The sequence below is a fragment of the Streptomyces sp. NPDC001530 genome (assembly GCF_042894545.1).
In the GTDB taxonomy this organism is placed as follows: domain Bacteria; phylum Actinomycetota; class Actinomycetes; order Streptomycetales; family Streptomycetaceae; genus Streptomyces.
This window is the reverse complement of record NZ_JBIAVS010000021.1, coordinates 176,330-199,511: the sequence shown is the minus strand read 5'-3', so window position 1 is coordinate 199,511 and position 23,182 is coordinate 176,330. Positions and strand designations below refer to the sequence as shown.

15 protein-coding genes are annotated in these 23,182 nt (G+C 69.8%); 3 read left to right on the top strand and 12 right to left on the bottom strand.

Annotation, left to right across the window (positions count from 1 at the left end):
- Nucleotides 1–15: 15 nt before the first annotated feature.
- On the bottom strand, nt 16–1,371 hold the full coding sequence (locus tag ACFY0T_RS37185; protein WP_388881107.1) for a helix-turn-helix domain-containing protein: 1,356 nt from the start codon (nt 1,369–1,371) through the stop codon (nt 16–18).
- A gap of 436 nt (nt 1,372–1,807) precedes the next feature.
- On the opposite strand from ACFY0T_RS37185, the gene glgA reads away from it, so the two are divergent.
- Nucleotides 1,808–3,010: a glycogen synthase gene (glgA, locus tag ACFY0T_RS37180; RefSeq protein WP_388881104.1), complete on the top strand. Its 1,203-nt coding sequence runs from the start codon at nt 1,808–1,810 to the stop codon at nt 3,008–3,010.
- A 17-nt stretch (nt 3,011–3,027) separates the two neighbouring features.
- On the opposite strand, the gene ACFY0T_RS37175 is transcribed toward glgA, so the two are convergent.
- The 3 genes from ACFY0T_RS37175 to ACFY0T_RS37165 are packed head-to-tail and all read right to left on the bottom strand — an operon-like array spanning nt 3,028 to nt 7,174.
- On the bottom strand, nt 3,028–5,349 hold the full coding sequence (locus tag ACFY0T_RS37175; RefSeq protein WP_388881101.1) for a dipeptide ABC transporter ATP-binding protein: 2,322 nt from the start codon (nt 5,347–5,349) through the stop codon (nt 3,028–3,030).
- Nucleotides 5,346–6,194 (bottom strand): ABC transporter permease, encoded by an 849-nt coding sequence (locus tag ACFY0T_RS37170; RefSeq protein ID WP_388881098.1) that lies wholly within the window; start codon nt 6,192–6,194, stop codon nt 5,346–5,348. The genes ACFY0T_RS37175 and ACFY0T_RS37170 overlap by 4 nt, the downstream gene beginning before the upstream one ends.
- Nucleotides 6,191–7,174, bottom strand: a complete 984-nt coding sequence (locus ACFY0T_RS37165) for an ABC transporter permease (protein WP_388881095.1) — start codon at nt 7,172–7,174, stop codon at nt 6,191–6,193. Before ACFY0T_RS37165 ends, ACFY0T_RS37170 begins: the two co-directional genes overlap by 4 nt.
- A 167-nt stretch (nt 7,175–7,341) precedes the next feature.
- Here ACFY0T_RS37165 and ACFY0T_RS37160 point away from each other — a divergent pair, with 167 nt between their 5' ends.
- Nucleotides 7,342–9,006 (top strand): ABC transporter family substrate-binding protein, encoded by a 1,665-nt coding sequence (locus ACFY0T_RS37160; RefSeq protein WP_388881092.1) that lies wholly within the window; start codon nt 7,342–7,344, stop codon nt 9,004–9,006.
- A gap of 21 nt (nt 9,007–9,027) precedes the next feature.
- Here the strand turns inward: ACFY0T_RS37160 and glgX are convergent, their stop codons facing one another.
- From glgX to ACFY0T_RS37125, 7 genes are all read right to left on the bottom strand, one after another.
- Nucleotides 9,028–11,133: a glycogen debranching protein GlgX gene (glgX, locus tag ACFY0T_RS37155; protein WP_388881089.1), complete on the bottom strand. Its 2,106-nt coding sequence runs from the start codon at nt 11,131–11,133 to the stop codon at nt 9,028–9,030.
- Nucleotides 11,134–11,281: 148 nt separating this feature from the next.
- On the bottom strand, nt 11,282–11,770 hold the full coding sequence (locus ACFY0T_RS37150) for an SDR family oxidoreductase (protein ID WP_388881086.1): 489 nt from the start codon (nt 11,768–11,770) through the stop codon (nt 11,282–11,284).
- Nucleotides 11,771–11,796: 26 nt separating this feature from the next.
- On the bottom strand, nt 11,797–13,137 hold the full coding sequence (locus tag ACFY0T_RS37145; RefSeq protein ID WP_388881083.1) for a sugar phosphate nucleotidyltransferase: 1,341 nt from the start codon (nt 13,135–13,137) through the stop codon (nt 11,797–11,799).
- 257 nt (nt 13,138–13,394) lie between these two features.
- Nucleotides 13,395–17,201, bottom strand: a complete 3,807-nt coding sequence (locus ACFY0T_RS37140) for a multifunctional oxoglutarate decarboxylase/oxoglutarate dehydrogenase thiamine pyrophosphate-binding subunit/dihydrolipoyllysine-residue succinyltransferase subunit (RefSeq protein ID WP_388881080.1) — start codon at nt 17,199–17,201, stop codon at nt 13,395–13,397.
- A gap of 291 nt (nt 17,202–17,492) precedes the next feature.
- Nucleotides 17,493–18,653, bottom strand: a complete 1,161-nt coding sequence (locus ACFY0T_RS37135) for an ATP-binding protein (protein ID WP_388881077.1) — start codon at nt 18,651–18,653, stop codon at nt 17,493–17,495.
- Between the two features lie 40 nt (nt 18,654–18,693).
- Nucleotides 18,694–19,431 (bottom strand): response regulator transcription factor, encoded by a 738-nt coding sequence (locus ACFY0T_RS37130; protein ID WP_054236710.1) that lies wholly within the window; start codon nt 19,429–19,431, stop codon nt 18,694–18,696.
- A gap of 113 nt (nt 19,432–19,544) precedes the next feature.
- Nucleotides 19,545–20,222: a spermidine synthase gene (locus ACFY0T_RS37125; protein WP_388881074.1), complete on the bottom strand. Its 678-nt coding sequence runs from the start codon at nt 20,220–20,222 to the stop codon at nt 19,545–19,547.
- A gap of 291 nt (nt 20,223–20,513) precedes the next feature.
- Here ACFY0T_RS37125 and ACFY0T_RS37120 point away from each other — a divergent pair, with 291 nt between their 5' ends.
- A complete protein-coding gene (locus ACFY0T_RS37120; RefSeq protein WP_388881071.1) occupies nt 20,514–21,581 on the top strand; it encodes a rhomboid-like protein in 1,068 nt (355 codons plus the stop codon).
- A 33-nt stretch (nt 21,582–21,614) separates the two neighbouring features.
- Here ACFY0T_RS37120 and ACFY0T_RS37115 read toward each other — a convergent pair whose 3' ends face one another.
- The gene (locus ACFY0T_RS37115) at nt 21,615–23,132 is read right to left on the bottom strand and encodes a sulfatase (RefSeq protein ID WP_388881067.1); all 1,518 of its coding nucleotides are present in this window, start codon (nt 23,130–23,132) and stop codon (nt 21,615–21,617) included.
- Nucleotides 23,133–23,182 lie beyond the last annotated feature (50 nt).

Sequence of the window (23,182 nt, the reverse complement as noted above, 5' to 3'; positions counted from 1 at the left end):
TGGACGGGACCGCAGCTATCGCCGGTCGTCGGCGAGGGACACCTGAAGGTGGGGGGTGCGGGCCACACCGGCCGAGGAGAGTGCCATGTCGTAGGCCTTGAGGGCTTCCTTGACGTCTTCGCCGTGGCGCTGCCACAGGTCACCGATGTAGCGCCAGTTGAGGGTGCACTCCTGGGATGGGGGGAAGTGCTGCAGCTGGCGGGTTGCGGCCTTCAGGTACTGGAGCGCTCGTTCCGGTTCCTGTTTCAGGAAGTGGATTTCAGCGAGCGTCACTCGTGCGGCCACGGACTGGATCCGGGGCTCGGTGCCGAGCAGCCCCAGCGCGCGCTCCGCGTGCGCCACTGCCTCGTCCCAATGGCCGAGGGCCTTCTCGGCATCGGCGAGGGAGATCTCGCAACTGGCGAGTTCACCAGCGTTGCCGACCTCGGCCAGGGACTGCTGGGCGGATTCGAGCAGCTCCTTGGCGCGGTCGGGGTCGGGCAGGTCGCTCTGCAGCAGCAGGTAGCCAAAGTTCATCTTGAGCATGCCGACATGGCGCTGGTTGTCGCCCTCGGCCATCATGGCCAGGGCCCGTTCGACGAGGGCGAGTGCCTCGTTCAGCTTGCCCCGGGAGTTGGCGACGAGCCCCGCGTTCCAGTAGACGGCTCCTCGTGCGGCGTACGAGCCCTCCGCTTCGGCGGCCTGGAGGAGGCGCTCGCCGAGGAGATACGCCCGTGTGAGGTCGCCCCGCATGTGGTACGACTCCATGAGCGTGGAGCCCAACTGGATGTGATCCATCGTCACATCGAGGCCCAGCGAGTCCAGTTTGGCCAAGGCCTGCTCGCCGATCTCGATGCTGACCGTGATGTCACCGGAGTTCCGGTAGCAGCGACACAGGGCGACGGCGATCCGGCACCACTCGTCCGAGCCGGCGGCGAGCGCGGGGTCGTGGGTCAGGTCCTCAAGGATCGGGATCGCGGCCTCCAGGCGGCCCAGCTTCTCCAGCGCGGTGGCCTGCCCGACGAGTGCGCGGCGTGTCATCGAGGCGTCCAGGACCGAGCGGTGGGCCAGGACTTCGCTGAAGGTCTGGAGGGCTTCGCCGTTGGCGCCGTTGCGCAGTGCCATCTCGCCGAACGCCAGCTTGAGGTGCGTCTCGCCGAGCTCGTGCCCGTCCCGCCCTGTCCGGAGGTATTCCACGGAGCAGCCGAGTTTGTCGGCGATGGCGGAGAGCACCGCGTCCGACGGAGTGCGCTTCCCCGATTCGATCAGGGAGATATAGCTGATCGATATGTCTTGCGAGGCCAGGTCCTGCTGCTTCAGCCCGCTCCTCGTGCGGAGTGTCCTCATGCGTTCCCCAAGGCCTGTGGGGGTGTGCGCCTCGGTGTGGTTCACCTGGACTCCTTCCGGAGCTCATCACAGTCCAGATTACAAGGCCAAGTTACCAGCTTGACGATCTCCTGTCAAAAAGTCAACCGGGGCGTTCGGGCTTGAGGCGGCATAACTGACGCCGAGTTTAACTCGCCGGCCAGGAAGTTCGCCCTCAAGGCGGATGTCGATGTTCCGATTCCGGGGCAAGATCATCTTTTGCTAAAACAATACTTGACTGCGTGAGTAATATGAACTTGACTCATCGAGTCAATTCGCCGCGGAATTCGAAAGGTGAAGTAATGAAGGGACGGATCTTTCTGTTCGTCGCGGTCTTGGCTGTCATGATTGGGTTCCTCGCCGCGGGATTCACTCTGGCGTCATCGCCATCCGGGTCGAGCAGTCAGCCTGCATTCGTGACCCCGACTCCGTCTGAAAATGGCCCTGGGGGTTGCTGCTGACAATGACGACACGACCCCGCGTAGACATCCTCACCCGCGAATACCCGCCCGAAATCTACGGCGGAGCGGGTGTCCACGTCAGCGAACTGACCCGGAGCCTGCGCAGGCTCACGGACGTAAGGGTGCGATGCCTGGGGGGACCCAGGGCGGAGCGTGACGTCACGGCCTACCGGCCACCGGAGGAACTCGCCTACGCCGACGGGGCGTTGAAGTTCCTCGGTGCCGACCTGGCGATGGCGGATGACTGTGCCGGTACGGGAGTCGTGCACAGCCACACGTGGTACGCCAACATGGCCGGCCACCTCGCGGGAGTGCTCCACGGGGTGCCGCACGTCATGACGATGCACAGCCTGGAACCACTCCGCCCGTGGAAGGCCGAGCAGTTGGGAGGCGGCTATGCCCTGTCCTGCTGGATGGAGGGCACGGCCGTCCGGTCGGCCGACCGGGTCGTCGCGGTGTCTTCGGCGATGCGGGAGGACATCCTGCGGGTCTATCCGGAGGTCTCCCCGCAGCGGGTCCAGGTGATCCACAACGGCATCGACCCGGTGGTCTACCGAGCCGATCACGGTACCGACGTACTGCGTCGCTTCGGGATCGCCGAGGAGAAGCCGATCGTTCTGTTCGTGGGGCGGGTCACCCGCCAAAAGGGTCTGCCGCATCTGCTGCGCGCGGCGTTCGACCTGCGTCCGGACGCCCAGCTCGTGCTGTGCTGCGGTCAGCCGGACACACCGGAGATCGCCGCCGAAGTGGCGGGGCTCATCGAGGAACTGCGCCATGTGCGTGACGGAGTGTTCCGCATCGACGGGATGCTGGACACGACGTCCGTACGCCAACTGCTGACACACGCCGCCGTGTTCGTGTGCCCCTCGCTGTACGAACCGATGGGCATCGTGAACCTGGAGGCCATGGCGTGCGGTACGCCCGTCGTGGCGTCCGCCGTCGGTGGGATCCCGGAGGTCGTCGACGACGGGACGACCGGAACACTGGTCGCGTTCGAGGCACATTCCGATGCCTCGGGCGAGCCACGGGATCCGGAGAAGTTCGCGGCCGGTCTGGCCGCGGCGGTCAATGACCTGCTCGACGATCCCGTACGGGCCGCGGCCCTGGGAGCGGCGGGCCGTGACCGGGCGGTCGAGAACTTCTCGTGGGATCGTGCGGCCGAGCGGACGATGGAGGTCTACCGGGATGTGCTGTCCGCCCGGTGACTGAGTCCGCCCGGTGATCAGGACGCCGGATCGGTGAACTGATCGGCGAACCGGGGATGCCCCTTCGACGCCACACGGCGCCGGAGGGGCACTTCGTCGTCCAGGTACGGAAAATGGCACGCCGCCACATGCGGGTCGGCGGCGCCCTTGCCGACCGGCTCGGGCGTCTCCCGCTCGCACAGCATCCGCGCCTGCGGGGCCGCCGCCGCGTACACCGGGCAGCGCGTACGGAACCGGCAGCCGGTCGAGCGCCGTCCGGCGCGCGGCGGATCCCCGGGCAGGATGATCCGCTCCCGGGCGCGCTCCGCGCGGGGATCGGGCAGCGGAACCGCGGACAACAGGGCCTTGGTGTACGGGTGTCGTGGCCGGGTGAAGACCTCCGTGACGCCCCCGGACTCGACGGTACGGCCGCCGTACATCACCACCAGCCGGTCGGCGATCTGCCGGACGACCGCCAGATCGTGCGAGACGAAGAGGCAGGCCGGGCCGAGTTCCCGTTTGAGCCGGCGCAGCAGGTCGAGGATCCCCGCCTGTACGGAGACGTCGAGCGCGGAGACCGGCTCGTCCAGCAGGAGCAGCTCCGGCTGGACGGCCAGGGCGCGGGCGAAGGCGATGCGCTGCCGCTGGCCGCCGGAGAACTCGTGCGGGTAGCGCCCGGCGGCCGAGGGGTCGAGACCCACCTGACGGAGCAACTCCGGTATACGCGCGGCGATGTGCTCCTTGGCGGCCCGCTGGGCGCGCAGCGGCTCGGCGATGATGGCGTCCACCGTCATCCGGGGGTCCAAGCCGGCCATTGGATCTTGCAGCACGAGCTGTACGCGGCCCCGCAGATGCCGGACATCGGCCCGGCGCAGTGCGGCCGTGTCGTGGCCGAGTATCTCGATCCGGCCCGCCTGGGGTGTGGCGAGCGCGATCACCTCGGCGAGCGTCGTGGACTTCCCGGCGCCCGACTCGCCGACCAGACCGACCGTCTCGCCGCGCCGGATGTCGAGGTCCGCCCGCTCGACGGCGTGCAGCGCGTCCGCGTCCACGGAACGGCGCCCCCACAGGCGTACGGCCGCCCGACGGGGGAGCGGGTAGCTCTTCGCCAGCCGCGTGATCCGCAGCACCGGCTCCGCCCCGCCCTCCACACGCCCGTCCGGACCGGACGCCACAGACGCGGGAAACAGCTCGTCCACGGTGTGCCGCGCCACGGCGTCGCCCCGGAAACAGGCGACCAGGTGAGCGCCGCGGGGGTCGGGCCCTGACGTGTCGCCTTCGACCCCGCTCGCGGGCCCTGACGCGCCCCCCTCGACTCCCCCCACTTGCCTTGACGCATCCCCCTCCTCTCCGCCCGTCCGCTTCGAGACCTCCCGGGCGCCCGTGCCCCTCGCGGGCGAACCGTTCGCCACGGGCGCCTCGTTCACCTCCGTCAGCCGCGGCTCCGCGCGCTCGCAGTGTTCGTTTGCCAGGGGGCATCTCGGGGCGAAGGAGCAGCCGGGACCGGCGGCGCCGGGGGCGGGTGGGGTGCCCGGGACCGGGGTGAGCGGGGTGACGCCGTCGAGGCGGGGGACGGAGCCGATCAGGCCTCGTGTGTACGGCATCCGGGGGTGCGCGAACAGCTCGTCCACCGGGGCCGACTCCACGATGCGCCCGGCGTACATGACGGCGACCCGGTCGGCCGCCCCGGCGATGACCCCCAGGTCGTGGCTGACCAGGAGCAGTGCGGCGCCGGTCGCCTCGCGGGCGGTCGCCAGCGCGTTGAGGACCTGCGCCTGCACCGTGACGTCGAGCGCGCTGGTGGGCTCGTCGGCGACGATGACGTCGGGGCGGTTGGCGATGGCCATGGCGATCATGGCCCGCTGCCGCAGCCCCCCGGAGAGCTCGTGCGGGTACGCGCGCGCGGCCCGGCCCGGCTCGGGCACGCCGACGCTCTCCAGGAGTTCCACGGCGCGCAGCCGTGCCGACTCCCGTGTCGGACGGGGCCGTTGGTGAATGCGTACCGCCTCGCCGATCTGGTCGCCGATCCGCAGCACCGGGGTGAAGGCGGTCAGCGGATCCTGGAAGACCATGGCGATCCGGCGCCCGCGCTGTCGCGCGAGGTCCCGCACGGGCAGCCCCACCAGCTCGGTGCCGAGCAGCCGCACCGAGCCGCGGACCACCGCGCCGGGCGGCGGCAGACCCAGCACCGACAGCGCGGTGACGGACTTGCCCGCCCCCGACTCCCCGACGAGGCCGAGGACTTCGCCCGCGCGCAGGGTGAGGTCCACCCCGCGCACGACGGGCAGCGGCGCGGCCCGCCGACCGCCCTCGAAGGACACATGCAGATCCCGGACTTCGAGGATCGCGGTCCCGGTCATACACGCACCTCCGCTCGGACGGCCACCGGGTCGAGCGCGTCGCGCAGCGCCTCGCCCACGAGGTTCACCGAGAGGACGAAACAGAGCAGCAGACCGGTGGGGAAGAAGAACATCCATGGATAGGTGAGCGCCACATCCGTGCTGTCGGCGATCAGGGTTCCCAGGGACACGTCCGGCGGCTGCACCCCGAAGCCGAAGTACGACAGACCCGTCTCGCTGATCACCGCGGCCGCCACCGCGATCGTGGCGTGGGTGATCAGGAACGACGCCATGTGCGGGACGAGATGGCGCCGGATGATCAGGAAGGGCCCGACGCCCATGTGGCGCGCGGCGGTGACGTACGGCCGTTCCTTGAGGGAGAGCGTCATGGCCCGCACCGCCCGCGCCGTGATCATCCAGCCGAGGGCGGCGAGCAGTCCCACGTACGCCATCCAGCCCGCCCCGCGCAGCGACGGCGCGACGACCACCAGGACCAGGAAGCAGGGCAGCACCAGGAGCAGGTCGACCAGGAACATCAGGAGCCGGTCCGTCCAGCCGCCGAAGTACCCCGCGCAGGTGCCGACCGCGGCGGCGAGCCCCGTGCTGAACAGGGCCACGAAGAGCCCGACGAGCAGCGACTTCTGCAGACCGCGCACCGTCTGCGCGAAGACGTCCTGGCCGATCCGGTTGGTGCCGAACCAGTGCCGGGCGTCCGGCGCGGCGCGCAGCGCGGTGTAGTCCACGTCGCTGTGGCTCCACGGGGTGAGGTACGGGCCGGCGAAGGCCAGCAGGAAGAGGGCCACGATCAGCACCGCGCCGGTGACGGCGCGGGGTGAGCGGGCGAGCCCGCGCAGCTGCGACGTCACCCGCGCCGCACCCTCGGGTCGAGCACGACGAGCAGCACATCGGCGACCAGGCCGGCGAGCAGCACCGTCACGGCGGCGAACAGATTGACCGCTACCACGGAGTTGACGTCGCCCTTCTGCGCCGCGTCCATGAACCAGCTGCCCATGCCGGGCCAGCCGAAGATCTGCTCGGCGAAGACCGAGCCGGTGAACAGGGTCAGGAACCCGAAGGAGAAGAACGTGGTCATGGGGATGAGTGAGGTCCGCAGCCCGTGCCGCAGCAGCGCCCGTCCGGGGGTGAGCCCCTTGGCCTGCGCCGTGCGCAGATGGTCGGAGCCCAGCACATCGAGCGTGGCGGCGCGCTGGTAACGGCTGTAGGCGGCGATCGAGCCGAGCGCGACCGTGGCGGCTGGCAGCACCAAGTGGGCGGCCCTGTCCTGGAGTTGGCTGAGCAGTCCGCCGGAGCGGCCGGGGGTGCGCTCGCCGGTGTAGCGGATGACCGTATGGCCCACCGCGTGGTTGAGCTGGAGCGCGCCGTCCTTGAGCAGCAGCGCCAGCACGAAGGTGGGCACGGACAGGACGAGGAAGGAGAAGACGGTCAGCGCACGGTCCACGAGCCGGCGCCGGCGCACGGCGGCCCAGACCCCCGCGAGGACACCCAGTCCGGTGCCGACGAGCGTGCCGATGAGCAGCAGCCGCGCCGAGACCCCCACCCGGCGGCCGAACTCGGCGTTGACCGAGTCGCCGTCGATGGTGCGTCCAAGGTCGCCGTGGAGGGCCCGCCAGGACCAGTGCCCGAACCGGTCGAGCACGGGGGTGCGGTCGTCGAGGCCCAGCGAGGCGAGTTCGCGGTCCACCGAGGCCGTGGGCGGGGTGGGCCGGCGGTCGGCGAAGTAGGCGCGCGGGCTGAGGGCGGTGGAGCTGACGAGGTATGAGAGGAGAGTGGCGACGAGGAGCAGGAGTGCACTGTGGATGAGACGCTGAGACAGGCGGCCGATCATGTGACTCCTCCTCGTGGTCGGGGGGTCAGCGGTCCATCGGCGTGACACTCGGCAATGCTATGGTCTCAGCACGTGAATCGTAGATCAGTTCGCCTAGTTGACCGACCGTCAATCAAGGAGCTGGTGTGGGGCGTTTGCGGCGGACCTGGGGAGCGATTGGTCTGGCGGTGACGGCCGTGTTAGCGGGATGTACCTCGTCCGGTGGTGTGCACCCCGACGGCGGGACGCCCACGAAGGCCGTCGAGTACGGCACGCAGGACATCAACTCCCGTCCCCTGAACCAGTTGCGGCAAGGCGGCACCTTCACCCTCGCGACCCCGCAGTGGGCCACGCAGTACAACTTCAACCAGACCGACGGCGCCCTCGACCAGGTCGCGCAGATCGACAGCCTGGTGGAGCCCGTCCTCTTCCGCCTGGACGCGAAGGGTGTCCCGCACGCCAACCCGGACTACCTCGCTTCGGCCGCGGTCACCTCCACCGCCCCGCAGACCGTCACCTACCACCTGAACCCCAAGGCCCGCTGGTCGGACGGAAAGCCGCTCTCCGCCGCGGACTTCGCGGCCCAGTGGCGGGCGCTGGGCACCGGCGACGAGCGGTTTCACATCGCGGACCCGTCCGGATACGACCGGATCAAGGACGTACGCCAGGGCGCGGACGCGCACGAGGTGAAGGTCGTCTTCCGCACCCCGTACGCCGACTGGCAGCGGCTGTTCACCCCGCTCTTCCCGGCCCCTGCCATCGCGACTCCCGAGCGGTTCAACAGGGGTTGGATCAACCGGATCCCGATCAGCGCGGGCCCCTTCAAGATCGCGTCGATGGACCGCACGGCGCAGACCGTCACCGCCGTGCCCGACCCGCGTTGGTGGGGCACTCCGCCGCGCCTGGACAAGGTGATCTTCCGTACGCTGCTGCCCGACGCCGCCCAGCAGGCCTTCCTGAACGGCGAGATCGACGCGGTCAACGCGGCGACGGCCGAGGACTACGCCAAGCTCAAGGACGCCAAGGACAGCGAGATCAGGACCGGTTCGTCCTGGGACGACGTCCATGTCTCCCTCAACGGCGCGGGCGGCCCCCTGGCGGACATCGACGTCCGGCACGCGGTCCAACGGGCCGTCAACCGCGAGGCGTTGGCGAAGGTCGCCGCCGAAGGGCTGCCCATCGGCGTCCCGCTGCTCGGCAACCACATTTTCATGACCAACCAGCCCGGGTACGTCGACCACTCCTCGCCCTGGGGGACGTACGACCTGAAGGAGGCGCGCCGCATCCTGGACCGGGCGGGCTGGAAGAGCCGGGGCGCGGGCGAGCCGCGGGTCAAGGACGGCAAGGAACTGCGGCTGCGGTTCGTGCTGAGCACCGCGACCAACCGCCTCGGCCTCGACCTCGCCCAGCTCATCCAGCAGATGCTCGCCCAGGCGGGCATCGCCGTGGACATCACGAAGGTGCCGGCCAACGACTACGCCGCGAAATATCTGTTCCAGGGCAACTTCGACATGGTGATGTTCCGCTTCACCGGACTCACCTACCCCAGCTCCACGGTGTCGATCTACCAGCAGCCGAAGGGGGAGCAGGCCTTCCTCAACTACGGCCGGGTCTCCGACGCCAAGCTCGACGGCCTGCTCAAGAAGGCCGCCGGAACCCTCGACCGCACCCGCGCCACCGAACTCTACAACCAGGCCGACGCCGAGATCTGGCGCCTCGGCCATGACGTCGAGCTCTACCAGCGCCCCCAGGTGATAGCGGTGCGCAAGGGCCTCGCCAACTACGGGGTCCCGGGTCTCGGCGACCTCGACCTCGCCAAGGTCGGCTGGGAACGGCGGTCTTCCGGAGGCTGAGACCCGCCACGCCCCCCTCGCTCACCGGGCGTCGTCCTCCGGGTCGGGAAGGGCGACCAGGAGGACGACGCTGCGGCCGTGGGCGTGCAAGGAGTGGCCGTCGACCGGCTTCTCCCGCCTGGCCGGGAGGATGTCGTGCGGTCCGCGCTGTGCCGTGTCCAGGACGCGGTGCCACCGGTGACCACGGACGCGGGGCAGCTCGAAGTCCAGGCCCAGGTGGTACATGTTCAGGATCAGATGCAGATCGGGATCGCCGTCGAACCCGCCCAGCGTGCAGGCAAGCACACGGGCGTTGGTGTCCTCCCAGCCGGGCTGCTCCAGACGGGTGCCGTGCCAGGTGACGTCGGGCAGTCCCCGCGTGTTGAGGTGCCCGTTGAAGAACCGCGGTTCGCGGAAGGTGCGGTAGCGCCCGCGCAGCTGGATGAGACGGCGGGTGAAGTCCTTGGTCTCCTGCTCCTTCTCCGCCTGGTCCCAGTCCAGCCATGACGTCGGGTTGTCCTGGCAGTACGCGTTGTTGTTGCCGCCCTGGCTGTTGCGGAACTCGTCACCGGCCAGCAGCATCGGCACACCGCGGCTCAGCAGCAGCACGGACAGCAGGTTCTTGATCTGCCGCACCCGCAGCCGCTCGACATCGTGCTCCTCGCTCGGGCCCTCGACCCCGCAGTTCCAGCTGAAGTTCTCGTTCGCGCCGTCGGCCTCGGCCTCGCCGTTGGCGTAGTTGTGCTTCTGGTTGTACGACACCAGGTCGTTGAGGGTGAAGCCGTCGTGGCAGGTGATGAAGTTGACGCTGTTGGTGGGCAGTTCGTTCTGCGGTCCGAAGAGGTCCTCCGAGCCGCCGAGCCGCTTGGCGACCTCCCCGACGAGCCCGGCGTCGCCGCGTACGAAACGGCGTACGTCGTCCCGGAACGGGCCGTTCCACTGGGCCCAGCGCTTCCCCGGGAAGCGGCCCACCTGGTAGAGCCCGCCGCCGTCCCAGGGCTCCGCGATGATCTTCGTCTCGGCGAGCACCTTGGACAGCTCGATCGCCCACAGGACGGGCGGCACGGCCATCTCGTACCCCTTGTCGCCGCGCGAGAGCTCCGAGGCCAGGTCGAAGCGGAAGCCGTCGACGTGGTGCTCGGTGACCCAGTACTCCAGGCACTCGACGATGAACTTGGCGACGAAGGGGTGATTGGCGTTGACAGCGTTGCCACACCCCGTGAAGTCCATGTAGTGGCTGCGGTCCTGCGGCCACAGGTGGTAGTACGCCTCGTTGGCCTGGCCGCGGAAACTGATGGTCGGGCCGAACTCGTTGCCCTCGCTGGTGTGGTTGAAGACGACGTCGAGGATGACCTCGATGCCCGCCCGGTGGAAGGCCTTCACCATGTCCCTGAACTCACTGATGTGCGTGTTGAGATGGGGCGAGGTGCAGTAGCCGGTGTGCGGGGCGAAGAAGCCGTACGGGTCGTAGCCCCAGTAGTTGGGCAGCTTGGTGCCGTCCGGCCCGGTGCGCAGGATCTGTGTCTCGTCGAAGTCGAAGACGGGCAGCAACTCGACCGCGGTGATGCCGAGTTCCTTGAGGTACGGGATCTTCTCGATGACCCCGGAGAACGTGCCGGGGCTGTCCACCCGCGAGGTGGGCGACTCGGTCAGACCGCGCACATGCATCTCGTAGAGGACGGTGTCCGCCATCGGGAGCCGCAGCGGCCGGTCGCCCTCCCAGTCGTAGTCGTCGAGATCGACGACCAGACTGCGCATGGAGTGCGCGACGTTGTCCTCCAGACCGATGGCGTACGTCCGCTCCCAGCGGCTGTTGATGTTGGCGCGGGCGTACGGGTCGAGCAGCACCTTGCGGTGGTCGAAGCGGGCGCCCGACTTGCTCGTGTCACGAGGACCGTCCATGCGGTACGCGTAGACCTGTCCGGCGCCGATGCCCCTGACGTGGCAGTGCCAGAAGTGGAAGCTGCGGTGGGTCTCCGGGTGCAGCTGGATGGTCCGGGACGGTTCGGGGTCGTCGCAGCGGTCGAAGAGCAGCAGGTCGACACGTGTCGCGTGCTCGGAGAAAACGGAGAAGTTGACGCCGTCGGCGTCCACGGTGCTGCCCAGCGGCTGCGGACGTCCTGCGGTGATGTCCGGCGCCTCGGTCATGGTCTCTCCCGGGTCTCATGACAGGGACGGCGAGTCATCCCGTCACCCCTGGTCACTGCCTAGCTGATGTGCGGATGGTCGGTCCTGCCGGTCTCGCTGGTCTCTCCGGTCGTGGTCGTGGTCGTGCCGGTCGCCCGGCCGCGCTCGCTCACACGAGGGCGCGGTCCGGCGTGGGGTGTCGTGGGCCGAGCCCGGTGAACAGGGCCTGGACGCAGGCCTCGGCGACGTCCAGTGCGGTGCGCCGGCCGGGGCGTACGACGGTGTAGGGCAGCCCCGAGGCGCGTACGGCGTCCTCGCCGGCCCGGCCGAGGAGGACGAACCGCGGGCTCCCGGACGCGGCCCCGCCCAGCAGCGCGGCGAGCGTGTTGACCACCCCGGTCTCCGGGGCGCCCGCCGGGCTGTCGGGGCCCGGCTCCACCGCGTGCACGACCGCGGCGCAGCCGTGCAGGGGGGTGCGCAGGGTCTCGGGTTCCCCCATGTCACCGAGGAAGAACTGGGCGAGGGGCGGCAGATGGCGCCGGGCCCGCAGGGTGCTGCGGCCGATCACCCGGACCGTCTCGCCGCGTTCGATCAGCTGGCGCGTGACGATCCGGCCGACCCGGCCCGTTCCGCCGATGACCGCGATCGGACTGTTCACGGAGCTCTCCTGACGGGTGACGGGCTTCATATCCACTGCAAGATGTCGTCGGAGCTGGTGAGTTGGGTTCCGGCCGGCACACCGGACAGGGCGGGCACGCGCAGCCGCGGATAGACGCTGACCCCCGAGAGCCGGGTCCCCGGCCACAGATACGCGCCGTCCCCGACAGCTGTGTGCTGTTCGAGCCGGACCGGTGCCCGGCGGTCGGACTGCACCTGGGCCATCGGCCCGATGTACGAGTCGGTGATGCGCGCGTACGGGCCGATGAGGGCGCCGTCCCCGAGGACGGTCCGGTCGAGCCTGACGCCCTCGCCGACGTCGACGCCGTCGCCGATGTCCGTGTACTGGAGGTGGACGCCGGTGCCGATCTCCGCATGGCGGCCGATGCGCACCCCGGGGCCGAGGACGACGCTGCCCTCGGCGATCTTCTGGGCGAGGGTCGTGCCGGTCACGCTGTCCTTGGTCCGCAGGCTCGTCTCGTGGATCCAGTAGCGCGGATCCTCGCTGAGCGGGGCGCCCAGCGCGTGGTTCATGTACGGGTAGCGGCCGTTCAGGGCATCGCCGAGCGTGCCGAGGTAGTCGCCGATGCTGCCCAGGTCGCCCAGGCGCGCGATGGGTTCGACCGCCACCCGCTGGTCGTGCCCGACCAGCCAGGGCAGCAGATCGTGCCCCCAGTCGAGGCGCTGCTGGGCCAGGCGGATCAGCTCGGGGGTGCGCGCGGCGAGCCGCAGCCGGGCGCAGTCGATCAGATACATCCCCGCGTTGGTGGGCAGGGTGTGCGGTCCCCGAGGTGCGCCGGTGGGGGGGAACTCCTGGTGGATGCGGGCCAGTTGGGGCTTCTCCAGGAAGCCGGACACCAGTCCGTCCGATGTGGTCCGCATGACTCCGTACTTCCCCGCGATCTCCTCGGGTGTGCGGGAGACGGCGGCCACGGTGACCACCGCGTCGGCGGCCTCGTGGGCGGTGCGCAGCTGGTCGAGCGAGAAGTCGAACAGCGAGTCAACCGGCATGACAAGCGCGGACCCGGTGAGGTTCCACTGTTCGAGGTTGTGCAGCGTGGCTGCTCCGGAGCCGACGTTGTACTGGTCGAAACGGGCACGTGAGTAGTCGATCTCGACGCCGTACCGCTCGCCGTGGCCCAGCACGAGCTTGATCTGGCTGCGGTTCTCCGCTCCCTGAGCCACCACGTAGAAACAGCGAATGCCCTGGTCACGGCAGGTCTCGACGATCCACTCGATGAGCGGTCTGCCGGCGAACGGGATGAGTGCCTTGCTGCGGATGTAGTCGGCGGACTGCAGGGTGATGGGCTTGGCCCGTTCCCCCCGGCCGCCGGCCAGGATGATGCCGACTGTGCTGTCGTCCCCCATCGCTGTCCTGTCTCCTCGACCGACTTCCCGACAGGTCAAGTTCAACAGCAGCAGTCATCTTCAGTCAAGTAGATTGTAAAGTAGGGGAGTTATCTCCGGATACGCGGAGCTCCGTCGCTCCGGACGCGCCGAGCTTCGGATACACCGAGCTCCGGGGCTCCGGGTACGCAGAGCTCCGGATATGCCGAGGGGCCCGGCCCCGAGTCCACGTCCGTGGACTCGGGGCCGGGCCCCTGTCGTGCTGCGGTGCCGGAGGCCTAGGCCTCGAACACCTCACGCACCAGCTGCTCCTGCTCCGCCTGGTGCCGCTTCGCGGAACCCACGGCGGGGGACGAGGAGTGCGGCCGCGAGATGCGGCGCAGGCGCTCGCCGTGCGGAACGTCCGCGCCGACCGCCAGGTCCAGGTGGTCGATCAGGTTGAGGGCGATGAAGGGCCAGGCGCCCTGGTTCGCCGGCTCCTCCTGGGCCCACAGGTACTTCTCGGCGTTCGGGTACTTGTTGACCTCCGCCTGGAGCTCGGCACCCGGCAGCGGGTACAGGCGCTCGATGCGGATGATGGCCGTGTCCGTGACGCCGCGCTTCTTCCGCTCGGCCTCGAGGTCGTAGTACAGCTTGCCGGCGCAGAAGACGACCTTGCGGACCGCCGCGGCGTCGACGCTGTCGTCGCCGATGACGGGGCGGAAGCCGCCCGTGGTGAACTCCTCCGCCTTCGACGCGGCGGCCTTCAGACGCAGCATCGACTTCGGGGTGAAGACCACCAGCGGCTTGTGGTGCGGGTTGTGCACCTGCCACCGCAGGAGGTGGAAGTAGTTCGACGGGAGCGTCGGCTGGGCGACCGTCATGTTGTTCTGCGCGCACAGCTGGAGGAAGCGCTCGATACGGGCCGAGGAGTGGTCCGGGCCCTGGCCCTCGTAGCCGTGCGGGAGCAGCAGGGTGACGCCGGACGTCTGGCCCCACTTCTGCTCGGCGGCCGAGATGTACTCGTCGACGACCGTCTGCGCGCCGTTGACGAAGTCGCCGAACTGCGCCTCCCACATCACGAGGGCGTCCGGGCGGGCCAGCGAGTAGCCGTACTCGAAGCCCATGACCGCGTACTCGGAGAGCAGCGAGTCGTACACGTTCAGGCGGGCCTGCTCGTCCGACAGGTACTGGAGCGGGGTGTAGTCCTCGCCCGTGACCCGGTCGATCAGCACCGCGTGACGCTGGCCGAAGGTGCCGCGGCGGGAGTCCTGGCCCGACAGGCGGACCGGGGTGCCCTCGAGCAGCAGCGAGCCGACGGCGAGGGTCTCGCCCATGCCCCAGTCGATCGTGCCGTCCTCGATCATCGACGCCCGGCGCTGCAGCTGCGGCAGCAGGCGCGGGTGCACGGTGACGTGGTCGGGGATGTTGACCTGGGACTCGGCGATCCGCTTCACGATCTCCTGGGAGACCGCGGTCGTCACGGAGACCGGGAACTGGGCCTGCGCGTCCGGGACATGGGCCTCGGGCGCCTGCGAGACGGCCTCGCGGACCTCCGTGAAGACCTTCTCCAGCTGGCCCTGGAAGTCCTGCAGCGCCTGCTCGGCCTCTTCGAGGGTGATGTCGCCGCGACCGATCAGGGACTCGGTGTAGAGCTTGCGCACCGAGCGCTTCTTGTCGATCAGGTCGTACATCAGCGGCTGCGTGAACGCCGGGTTGTCGGACTCGTTGTGTCCGCGGCGGCGGTAGCAGATCAGGTCGATGACGACGTCCTTGTTGAACGCCTGGCGGAACTCGAAGGCCAGGCGAGCGACGCGGACGACGGCCTCGGGGTCGTCGCCGTTCACGTGGAAGATCGGCGCCTCGATCATGCGGGCCACGTCGGTGGCGTACATGGAGGAGCGCGACGACTCCGGGGCGGCGGTGAAGCCGACCTGGTTGTTGATGACGATGTGGACGGTGCCGCCGGTGCGGTAGCCGCGCAGCTGCGACATGTTCAGCGTCTCGGCGACCACACCCTGGCCGGCGAAGGCCGCGTCACCGTGCAGGGCGACCGGCAGGACCGTGAAGTCCGTGCCGCCCTTGTTGATGATGTCCTGCTTGGCGCGGGTGATGCCCTCGATGACCGGGTCGACCGTCTCCAGGTGGGACGGGTTGGCGGCCAGCGAGACCTTGATCTGCTCGCCGTCCAGGCCGGTGAAGGTGCCCTGGGCGCCCAGGTGGTACTTCACGTCGCCGGAGCCGTGCATCGACTTCGGGTCGAGGTTGCCCTCGAACTCGCGGAAGATCTGCGCGTACGACTTGCCGACGATGTTCGCGAGCACGTTCAGGCGGCCGCGGTGGGCCATGCCGATGACGACCTCGTCGAGACGGGACTCCGCCGCCGAGTCGATGACCGCGTCGAGCAGCGGGATGACCGACTCGCCGCCCTCGAGGGAGAAGCGCTTCTGGCCGACGTACTTCGTCTGCAGGAAGGTCTCGAAGGCCTCCGCCGCGTTCAGGCGGCGCAGGATGCGCAGCTGCTCCTCGCGCTCCGGCTTGGTGTGCGGGCGCTCGATGCGGTCCTGGATCCACTTGCGCTGCTTCGGGTCCTGGATGTGCATGAACTCGATGCCGGTGGTGCGGCAGTACGAGTCGCGCAGCACGCCGAGGATGTCGCGCAGCTTCATCAGGGACTTGCCGGAGAAGCCGCCGACCGCGAACTCGCGCTCCAGGTCCCACAGGGTGAGCCCGTGCTCGGTGATGTCCAGGTCGGGGTGCTTGCGCTGGCGGTACTCCAGCGGGTCGGTGTCGGCCATGACGTGGCCGCGGACCCGGTAGGAGTGGATCAGCTCGAAGACGCGGGCGGCCTTGGTGACGTCGTCGTCGTGGCTGGCGTCGATGTCCTTGAGCCAGCGGACCGGCTCGTACGGAATCCGCAGGGCCTCGAAGATCTCGTCGAAGAAGCCGTTCTCGCCGAGCAGCAGGTTCGCGACGATGCGCAGGAACTCGCCGGAGGCGGCGCCCTGGATCACCCGGTGGTCGTAGGTCGACGTGAGCGTCATGACCTTCGAGATGCCGAGCTTGTTCAGGGTGTCCTGGGAGGTGCCCTGGAACTCCGCCGGATAGTCCATCGAGCCGACGCCCATGATCACCGACTGGCCGGGCATCAGACGCGGGACCGAGTGGACGGTGCCGAGGCCGCCGGGGTTGGTCAGGGAGACCGTGACACCGGTGAAGTCGTCCATCGTCAGCTTGCCGTCACGGGCGCGGCGGACGATGTCCTCGTAGGCCTGCCAGAACTCGAAGAAGTTCAGCGTCTCGGCCTTCTTGATGCCCGCGACGACCAGCTGGCGGTCGCCGTTGGGCTTCACCAGGTCGATGGCGAGGCCGAAGTTGATGTGCGCGGGCTTGACCAGGGTCGGCTTGCCGTCCTTCTCCGCGAAGGAGTAGTTCATCGACGGCATGGCCTTGATGGCCTGCACCATCGCGTAGCCGATGAGGTGGGTGAAGGAGATCTTCCCGCCCCGGGCGCGCTTCAGGTGGTTGTTGATGACGATGCGGTTGTCGAAGAGCAGCTTCACCGGGACCGCGCGCACGGACGTGGCCGTGGGCAGCTCCAGGGACGCGTTCATGTTCTTCGCGACGGCGGCGGAGGGGCCGCGCAGCGTGACGAGCTCCGGGCCCTCGGGGGCCTCGGCCGCGACCGTGGGCGCGGCCTTCGGCTTGGCGGCGGCCGGGGCGGCCTTCGCGGGAGCCGGGGCGGCGGCAGCGGGCTTCGGGGCCGCGGGAGCGGCCGCCGGAGCGGGCGCGGCGGCGGCAGGAGCCGCCGGAGCCGGGGCTGCGGGCGCCGCGGGCGCGGCAGGGGCCGGAGCGGCCGGAGGCGCCGCGGTGGTCCCTGCGGCCCCCGCAGCCGCAGTACCCGCCGGAGCCGAGGCGGCAGCGGCGCCCGGCTTGTAGTCGGCGAAGAAGTCCCACCAGGCTCGGTCTACCGAATTCGGGTCCTGGAGGTACTGCTGATAGATCTCGTCGACGAGCCACTCATTGGGACCGAACGCAGCGGCGGGGTTCTTCCCGGCTTGGTCATCGGTCGAGATGCTCGAGTTACTGGGGGACTGTGGCGACACGGCGGCAACCGCCCTCTTCCGCTTCACAAGGTGATGGACAGCGGAAATAAAGGCTACGCCTCCATGGCCGAGAAGGTCAGGCCGGGCCCGTCCAACGTCGCGCAAGTCACATCGGATCACCTCGGAAACCGTGTTTCGGCTGTGGAAATGGCGGGAAACAAGCGGGGTTCCGGCCCGGAACGGGTACGTCGATGCGGGGTCGCGGTACGACTCACGCGGCCCTCTGCCTGATCACACGTGTCCGCCAGTGCGGACGCCGATGGATCTTGTGGCTCCGGTTCGAACTTTACGTCAACTTGGCAGAGAAGGAAGTCCCGGAAGGGTGACCTGAATCCGGCAACCCCGCTGGGATTCGGCCACACCGATCCGGCCGCCGTGCAGATCGACGGCCCAGCGCGCGATGGCCAGGCCCAGCCCCGTACCGCCGTCACTGCCCGGACCGTGCGGCGAGGGGACCCCGCCCCGGTTGAACCGCTCGAAGACCCGGTGCCACTCCGACTTCGGAATGCCGGGCCCCTCGTCCAGGACCTCCAGAGCCAGCGACTCCGGCCGGTCGCCCCGCCGCGCCCTCACCGTCACCCGTCCGTGCGGCGGGCTGTGCTTGACCGCGTTGTCGATGAGATTCGCCACGACCTGGTGGATCCGCTCCGGGTCCGCGTGCGCGGTCAGCTCCGGCGGGGACACGTCGAGGTGCAGATGGACGTCGGTGCGGGTGTGGCTGCCGGAGCCGGAGGCGATGCCCGCGCGCGCGGAGGCGACCATGTTGGCCTCCTTGAGCACGCCCGACAGATACGGCCACACCTCGAATCGGCGCTTGCGCAGGGGGACGACGCCGTTGTCCAGCCTGGACAGGTCGAGGAGCGTCTCCACGAGCCGTCCGAGCCGCTCCGTCTGCTTGAGCGCCGTACGCATCGTCTCGGGGTCGGCGGCCGAGACGCCGTCCACGACGTTCTCCAGGACCGCGCGCAGGCCCGCGATGGGGGTGCGCAGCTCGTGCGAGACATTCGCCACGAGTTCCTTGCGCTGGCGGTCCTGGGCCTCCAGCTCGTCGGCCATGAGATTGATCGTCTCGGCCAGGTCGCCCAGCTCGTCGCGGCGGCTGTCGCTCACCCGGCGCGTGTAGTCGCCGTGCGAGATGGACCGCGCGACCGCGTTCATCTCGTCCAGCGGGGCGGTGAGCGAATGCGCCACGAACTGCGTAATCAACAGTGTGGCGATCATCGAGAAGACCGTGATGAAGCGCAGCTCGGTCTCGGTGCGCACCGCGATCATCAGCAGACCGGTGGTGATGAAGACCGAGACGACGACCAGCGTGCCGAGCTTCGTCTTGATCGAGAAGGGCCGCACGCCGCCCCAGGGGCTCGCGCTCCTGTGCTCCCCGAAGCCGTGCTCGCCGGCCCCGGTCCCTCTCGGCCCGTGCTCGCCGTCCCCGTGCTCCCCGAGCCCGCTCATCACATCAGCCCCCTCACGAAGGTCACGACGAAGGCCCGGCTCAGGGAGTCGGGGTCTCCAGCGCATAGCCCACGCCGTGGACCGTACGGATCCGCTCGGCGCCGATCTTCCGGCGCAGCGCCTTGATGTGGCTGTCCACGGTCCGGGTGCCGGAGGCGTCCGCCCAGTCCCACACCTCGGCGAGCAGCTGCTCGCGCGAGAGGACGGCGCGCGGGGTGTTCGCGAGGCACACCAGCAGGTCGAACTCGGTGGGCGTCAGATGCACGTCCTCCGAGCGCACCCGCACCCGGCGCTGCGCGTGGTCGATCTCCAGCTCGCCGAGGCGCAGGATCCCGCTGCGCGGCGTCGAGGCGGCCACGACGGCCCGCTCGACCCGGCGCAGCAGGACGTGCACACGGGCGGCCAGCTCACGCATCGAGAACGGCTTCGTCATGTAGTCGTCGGCGCCGACGCCGAGCCCGACCAGCATGTCGGTCTCGTCGTCGCGCGCGGTGAGCATCAGCACCGGCACCGGGCGCTGGGCCTGCACCCGGCGGCAGACCTCCAGGCCGTCGAAGCCGGGCAGCATGATGTCGAGGATCAGCAGGTCGGGCTGCCAGGCCTCGGCGGTGTCGACGGCGGCCGGACCGTCGCCCGCGGTTTGCACCAGGAATCCCTCGGCACGCAGGCGGGCCGCGATGGCGTCGACGATCGTCGGGTCGTCCTCGACCACCAACACCCGGCGTTGCGCGCCGGGTGTCGCCGCCGTGCCGTTGTGGGAGGTGTGTGTCTGCTCCATCGCCCGCCCCTGAAGTGTGCTTTCCGGAATCCGTGGGGTGATCCCATGACTGCGCTTGACGCTTGAATGATCGGCGTCAGGGAAGCAGAGTACGGGCAGTCACCGTGCCTCGGCTATCCAGGTCTTACCGCGAGGTGCACGACGTCCGGAACGCCCCGGGCAACCGGGATCTCTTCGGTACGCACCCGTTGGAACCCGGCATTCCATAGGGATCCTTCAAATTCCGGAGAGGGCTGCGCGGACCACACCGCGAGCACCCCGCCGGGCCTCAACACCCTTGCGCAGCTTGCCAGTCCGGCCTGTGAGTAGAGCCCCTCATTGCCCTCGGTGACCGTCCAGTCGGGCCCGTTGTCGATGTCGAGACACAGTGCGTCGTACGTGGCGGAAATCTCATTGACGTACGCCACCAGATCGGCTTCGACGATTTCCGTACGCGGATCGGCGAGGGCCTCGGCGGAGAGCGCGGACAGGGGTCCGTCGAGATGCCATTCGATGATGGCCGGCTCGCGTTCGACGACCGTGATACGCCCCCACCGGGAGTCGGCGGCGGCATGCGCGAGTGAGAATCCGACGCCGAGGCCCCCGATCAGCACGCTCGGCCGCGGGCGCCCGTCCAGGGCGCCGTGGGCGGCGTCGACGAGCAACCGCTCCGAGCGGCCGTCGGAGGTGTCCATCAGGAAGCACCCGTTGGCGATGATCTGCAGCAGCGCGCCGTGTCGCCGCAGCACGACCTCGCCGTACGGGCCTTCTCGGCGATCGATGACCACAGGGGTGTCGTACGAGGCAGTCATGGCCCCCATCCTGGCAGTTTCACCAGGACGGGCGACCGGATTAACGGGGCCTCGCCCACCTCACGGGTCACCCGGGGGCCGTCCCCCACGGTCCGGGGTGGGATCAGGCACCCCGCGGTCACCAGGAGCTCCCGGTCAGAGCTCGCTCGATCACGACGCAGGGGACGGGGCTGCCGGCGGACGTCTGAGGTGTCTTGGAAGTTGCTGTGAATCGCCTCTCGCGTGGCGTCGGTCATAGACAGCGACGTGCGGGACACGAAGGGTGGTGCGTGACGGAAGGAGCGCCGCACCGTGGACCCGAGTGCGACCGCGCGGGCTGAGGCCTCGCTCACGGACCCGGAGACGGGTGCGCCACTGCTGGACGGACTGCCCCGGCAGCGCGGCGGTCCCGTCACGGCGCCGGACCGCCCGGGCACGGGGGCACCGGCTCCGGGTCCGACGCCCGAGCCGGGCACGACGACCCCGCGCCCGACGCCCGAACCAGGTACGGCGGCACCAGCCCCGGGCCCGATACCCCAACCGGCCACGGCTGCGGTACTGGCACCGGTCGCGGCACCCGAACCGGCCACGGCTGCGGTACTGGCACCGGTCGCGACACCCGAACCGGCCACGGCGCCGAATCCCGTCGCGACGGGGCGGAGTGCTGCGAGCGGCTCCGCCTCCCTGGGTGTCCTCGCTTTGCGGCGGCTTCGTACCCTCCACCCCTGGCGGCTGTTCCCCACCCCCCTCGGAACGCCCTTCACCTTCGGGTACGCGGCTGTCCTCGTCGTCACGTCGCTGATCACGGACTACGCGGACCCCTCCCTCGTACACGCCCTGCACCAGGGATCCAGCACGGACGTCGCGCACCTCGTACAGAACCCCGTGCTGGTACTGGTCGCGAGCGCGTTGTGGATCGTGGGCGGGGTCGCGTCGCCGTACGCGATCGGGTTCCTGCTCGTGCTGACCGCGCTGGAGCGGCGGATAGGCGGGCTGCGGACGGCCGGTGTCTTCCTGCTCGGCCATGTGGTCGCCACGCTGGCCACCGAGGTCCCGGTCGGGATTTCGGTGCTGGCGGGCCATCTGCCCGACAGCTCGCTGCACCGCCTCGACTACGGCATCAGCTTCGGCGTCGCCGCGAGTGTGGGTGCCCTCGCGGGACTGCTGACACCGTGGCTGCGCTGGCCGGTACTGGTCGCCTTCGGCACGATGTTCGTCGGCGACCTGATCGCCTTCACCGACCCGATGACCGACTGGGGGCACGTGATGTCCCTGGCGCTCGGAGTCTCGACATGGCCGCTGGTACGGCGCTGGCGGACGGCGCGGGGGTCCGTCCGTGATCACCGGACGGCGTCCGGCCTGGGGACCGCCGTCCCGTAACCGCTCGCGCCCCTCTTCGGTCGGACCGGCCGGTCAGGCGCGTCGGGCCTTCGTGAGGCGTCGTGCCAGTTCCGGGATGCCGAGTCGGCGCTCCTGCGTGGCGGTTGCCCCGTGGAGGCGGTTGGTGAGCTGGTACGGGTCGGTGCGCAGGTCGTAGTACTCGCGGAAGAGGACGGCGGTGTCATGGGCGCCGCCTGGCAGGCGGCCCTGCTCGTCGAGGCGCAGGTCGTAGTACTCCGTGTACTGCTCGGTCTTGCCGATGTACGACGCCCAGCTGTGGATCGGCTGCTTGTCCTGGCGGTTCCACCACCACTCGGCGAGCAGATGCTCACGGTCATGCGTGCCGAGCAGCGAGTGGCCGTCGTGCGGGGTGTCCGGCTCGATCCCGGCCGCGTCGAGCAGCGTGGGCGCGATGTCGATGTGCGCGGTGAGCCGGTCGTCGATCCTGGCCGTGCCGAGGCCGCCGGCCGGCCAGGACAGGTGGAACGGCACCTCCAGACTCGGCCGGTACGGCACCGACTTGCGCAGCCAGCCGTGGTCGCCCCAGAGGAGGCCGTGGTCGCTCGTGAACAGCACCAGCGTGTTGTCGAGCTGCCCCAGCGCGCGCAGCTTGTCGCGGAAGTCCCGCATCGCGTCGTCGACCGACAGCAGCGTACGCAGCTGCCGCGCCCGCAGGGCCTGTCCGTCGGCGAGCGAATGGTGCGCCGCGCCCGCGCGCAGGAACGGCGGCTTGTCGGCCTTGTCGCTCTCGAAGACGGACGGCCGCCCGTCCCACTCCGGGACCCGGGTCCCCGCGTACTTCTTCTCCGGGACGTTCAGCTCGTGTGCCGCGCGCGTGGCGACGTACGCGAACCAGGGGCGCTCGTCGCCCCGGGAGCGCTCCATGAAGGCGAGGGTCCGGTTCTTGATGACGGTGGTGTTGTAGTCGGGGATGTTCCGGACGGTCCCGTTGTCGTTGTAGTGGCCGTTGTAGTACCGGACCGGCTCCTGCAGCAGCCACTCGTCGAAGTGCGGCGGATTGACGCCCGTACGCCAGTAGTTGAGGTACTTCCCGAACATCCCCGTGCGGTAGCCGGCCTCGCGCAACTGCCGCTGCACGGTGGTGTTCTGGTCGAGGCGCTCCGGGTGGCGGGTGTCGAGGACGTCGTGGTGGTGGGCGTACCGGCCCGACATGATCGAGGCCCGGGAGGGCGCGCAGAGCGGAGTGGTGGCGTGCGCCCGCTCGAAGGTCACGCCGTGTTCGCCGAGCCAGTCGAGGGTCCCCGGGGTCGCCCACTCGGTTTCCTTGGGCTGGTCGTCGGTGACGACGACCAGGATGTTGGGCCGGTGGTCGGAGCGCCGGGCACGTGGTGATGCCTCGGGCGGGGTGGCGGGGGCCCGGCTGACGACGGGCGCGGCGGTGCGCGCCACCGGCGCCTTGCCGTCGGCTCCGTCCCCCTGCCCACCCGTCGCCGCCCGTACGGCCACCGCGCCGACCCCCGCCGCCACCACCGCCCCGGCCCCGGCGATCACCCCGCGTCGCCCAGGCCGCCCCCGCCGCTCCTCGCTCATTTCGTCCCCCATGTTCCTGTTCGCCCCCGTCGTACGGCCCCGCCGGCTGT

Coding starts and splice junctions, on each gene's coding strand:
- glgA (WP_388881104.1), top strand. CDS start 1,808: ATGACGACACGACCCCGCGTAGACATCCTCACCCGCGAATACCCGCCC.
- ACFY0T_RS37175 (WP_388881101.1), bottom strand. CDS start 5,349: ATGACCGGGACCGCGATCCTCGAAGTCCGGGATCTGCATGTGTCCTTC.
- ACFY0T_RS37165 (WP_388881095.1), bottom strand. CDS start 7,174: ATGATCGGCCGCCTGTCTCAGCGTCTCATCCACAGTGCACTCCTGCTC.
- glgX (WP_388881089.1), bottom strand. CDS start 11,133: ATGACCGAGGCGCCGGACATCACCGCAGGACGTCCGCAGCCGCTGGGC.
- ACFY0T_RS37145 (WP_388881083.1), bottom strand. CDS start 13,137: ATGGGGGACGACAGCACAGTCGGCATCATCCTGGCCGGCGGCCGGGGG.
- ACFY0T_RS37135 (WP_388881077.1), bottom strand. CDS start 18,653: ATGAGCGGGCTCGGGGAGCACGGGGACGGCGAGCACGGGCCGAGAGGG.
- ACFY0T_RS37130 (WP_054236710.1), bottom strand. CDS start 19,431: ATGGAGCAGACACACACCTCCCACAACGGCACGGCGGCGACACCCGGC.
- ACFY0T_RS37125 (WP_388881074.1), bottom strand. CDS start 20,222: ATGACTGCCTCGTACGACACCCCTGTGGTCATCGATCGCCGAGAAGGC.
- ACFY0T_RS37115 (WP_388881067.1), bottom strand. CDS start 23,132: ATGAGCGAGGAGCGGCGGGGGCGGCCTGGGCGACGCGGGGTGATCGCC.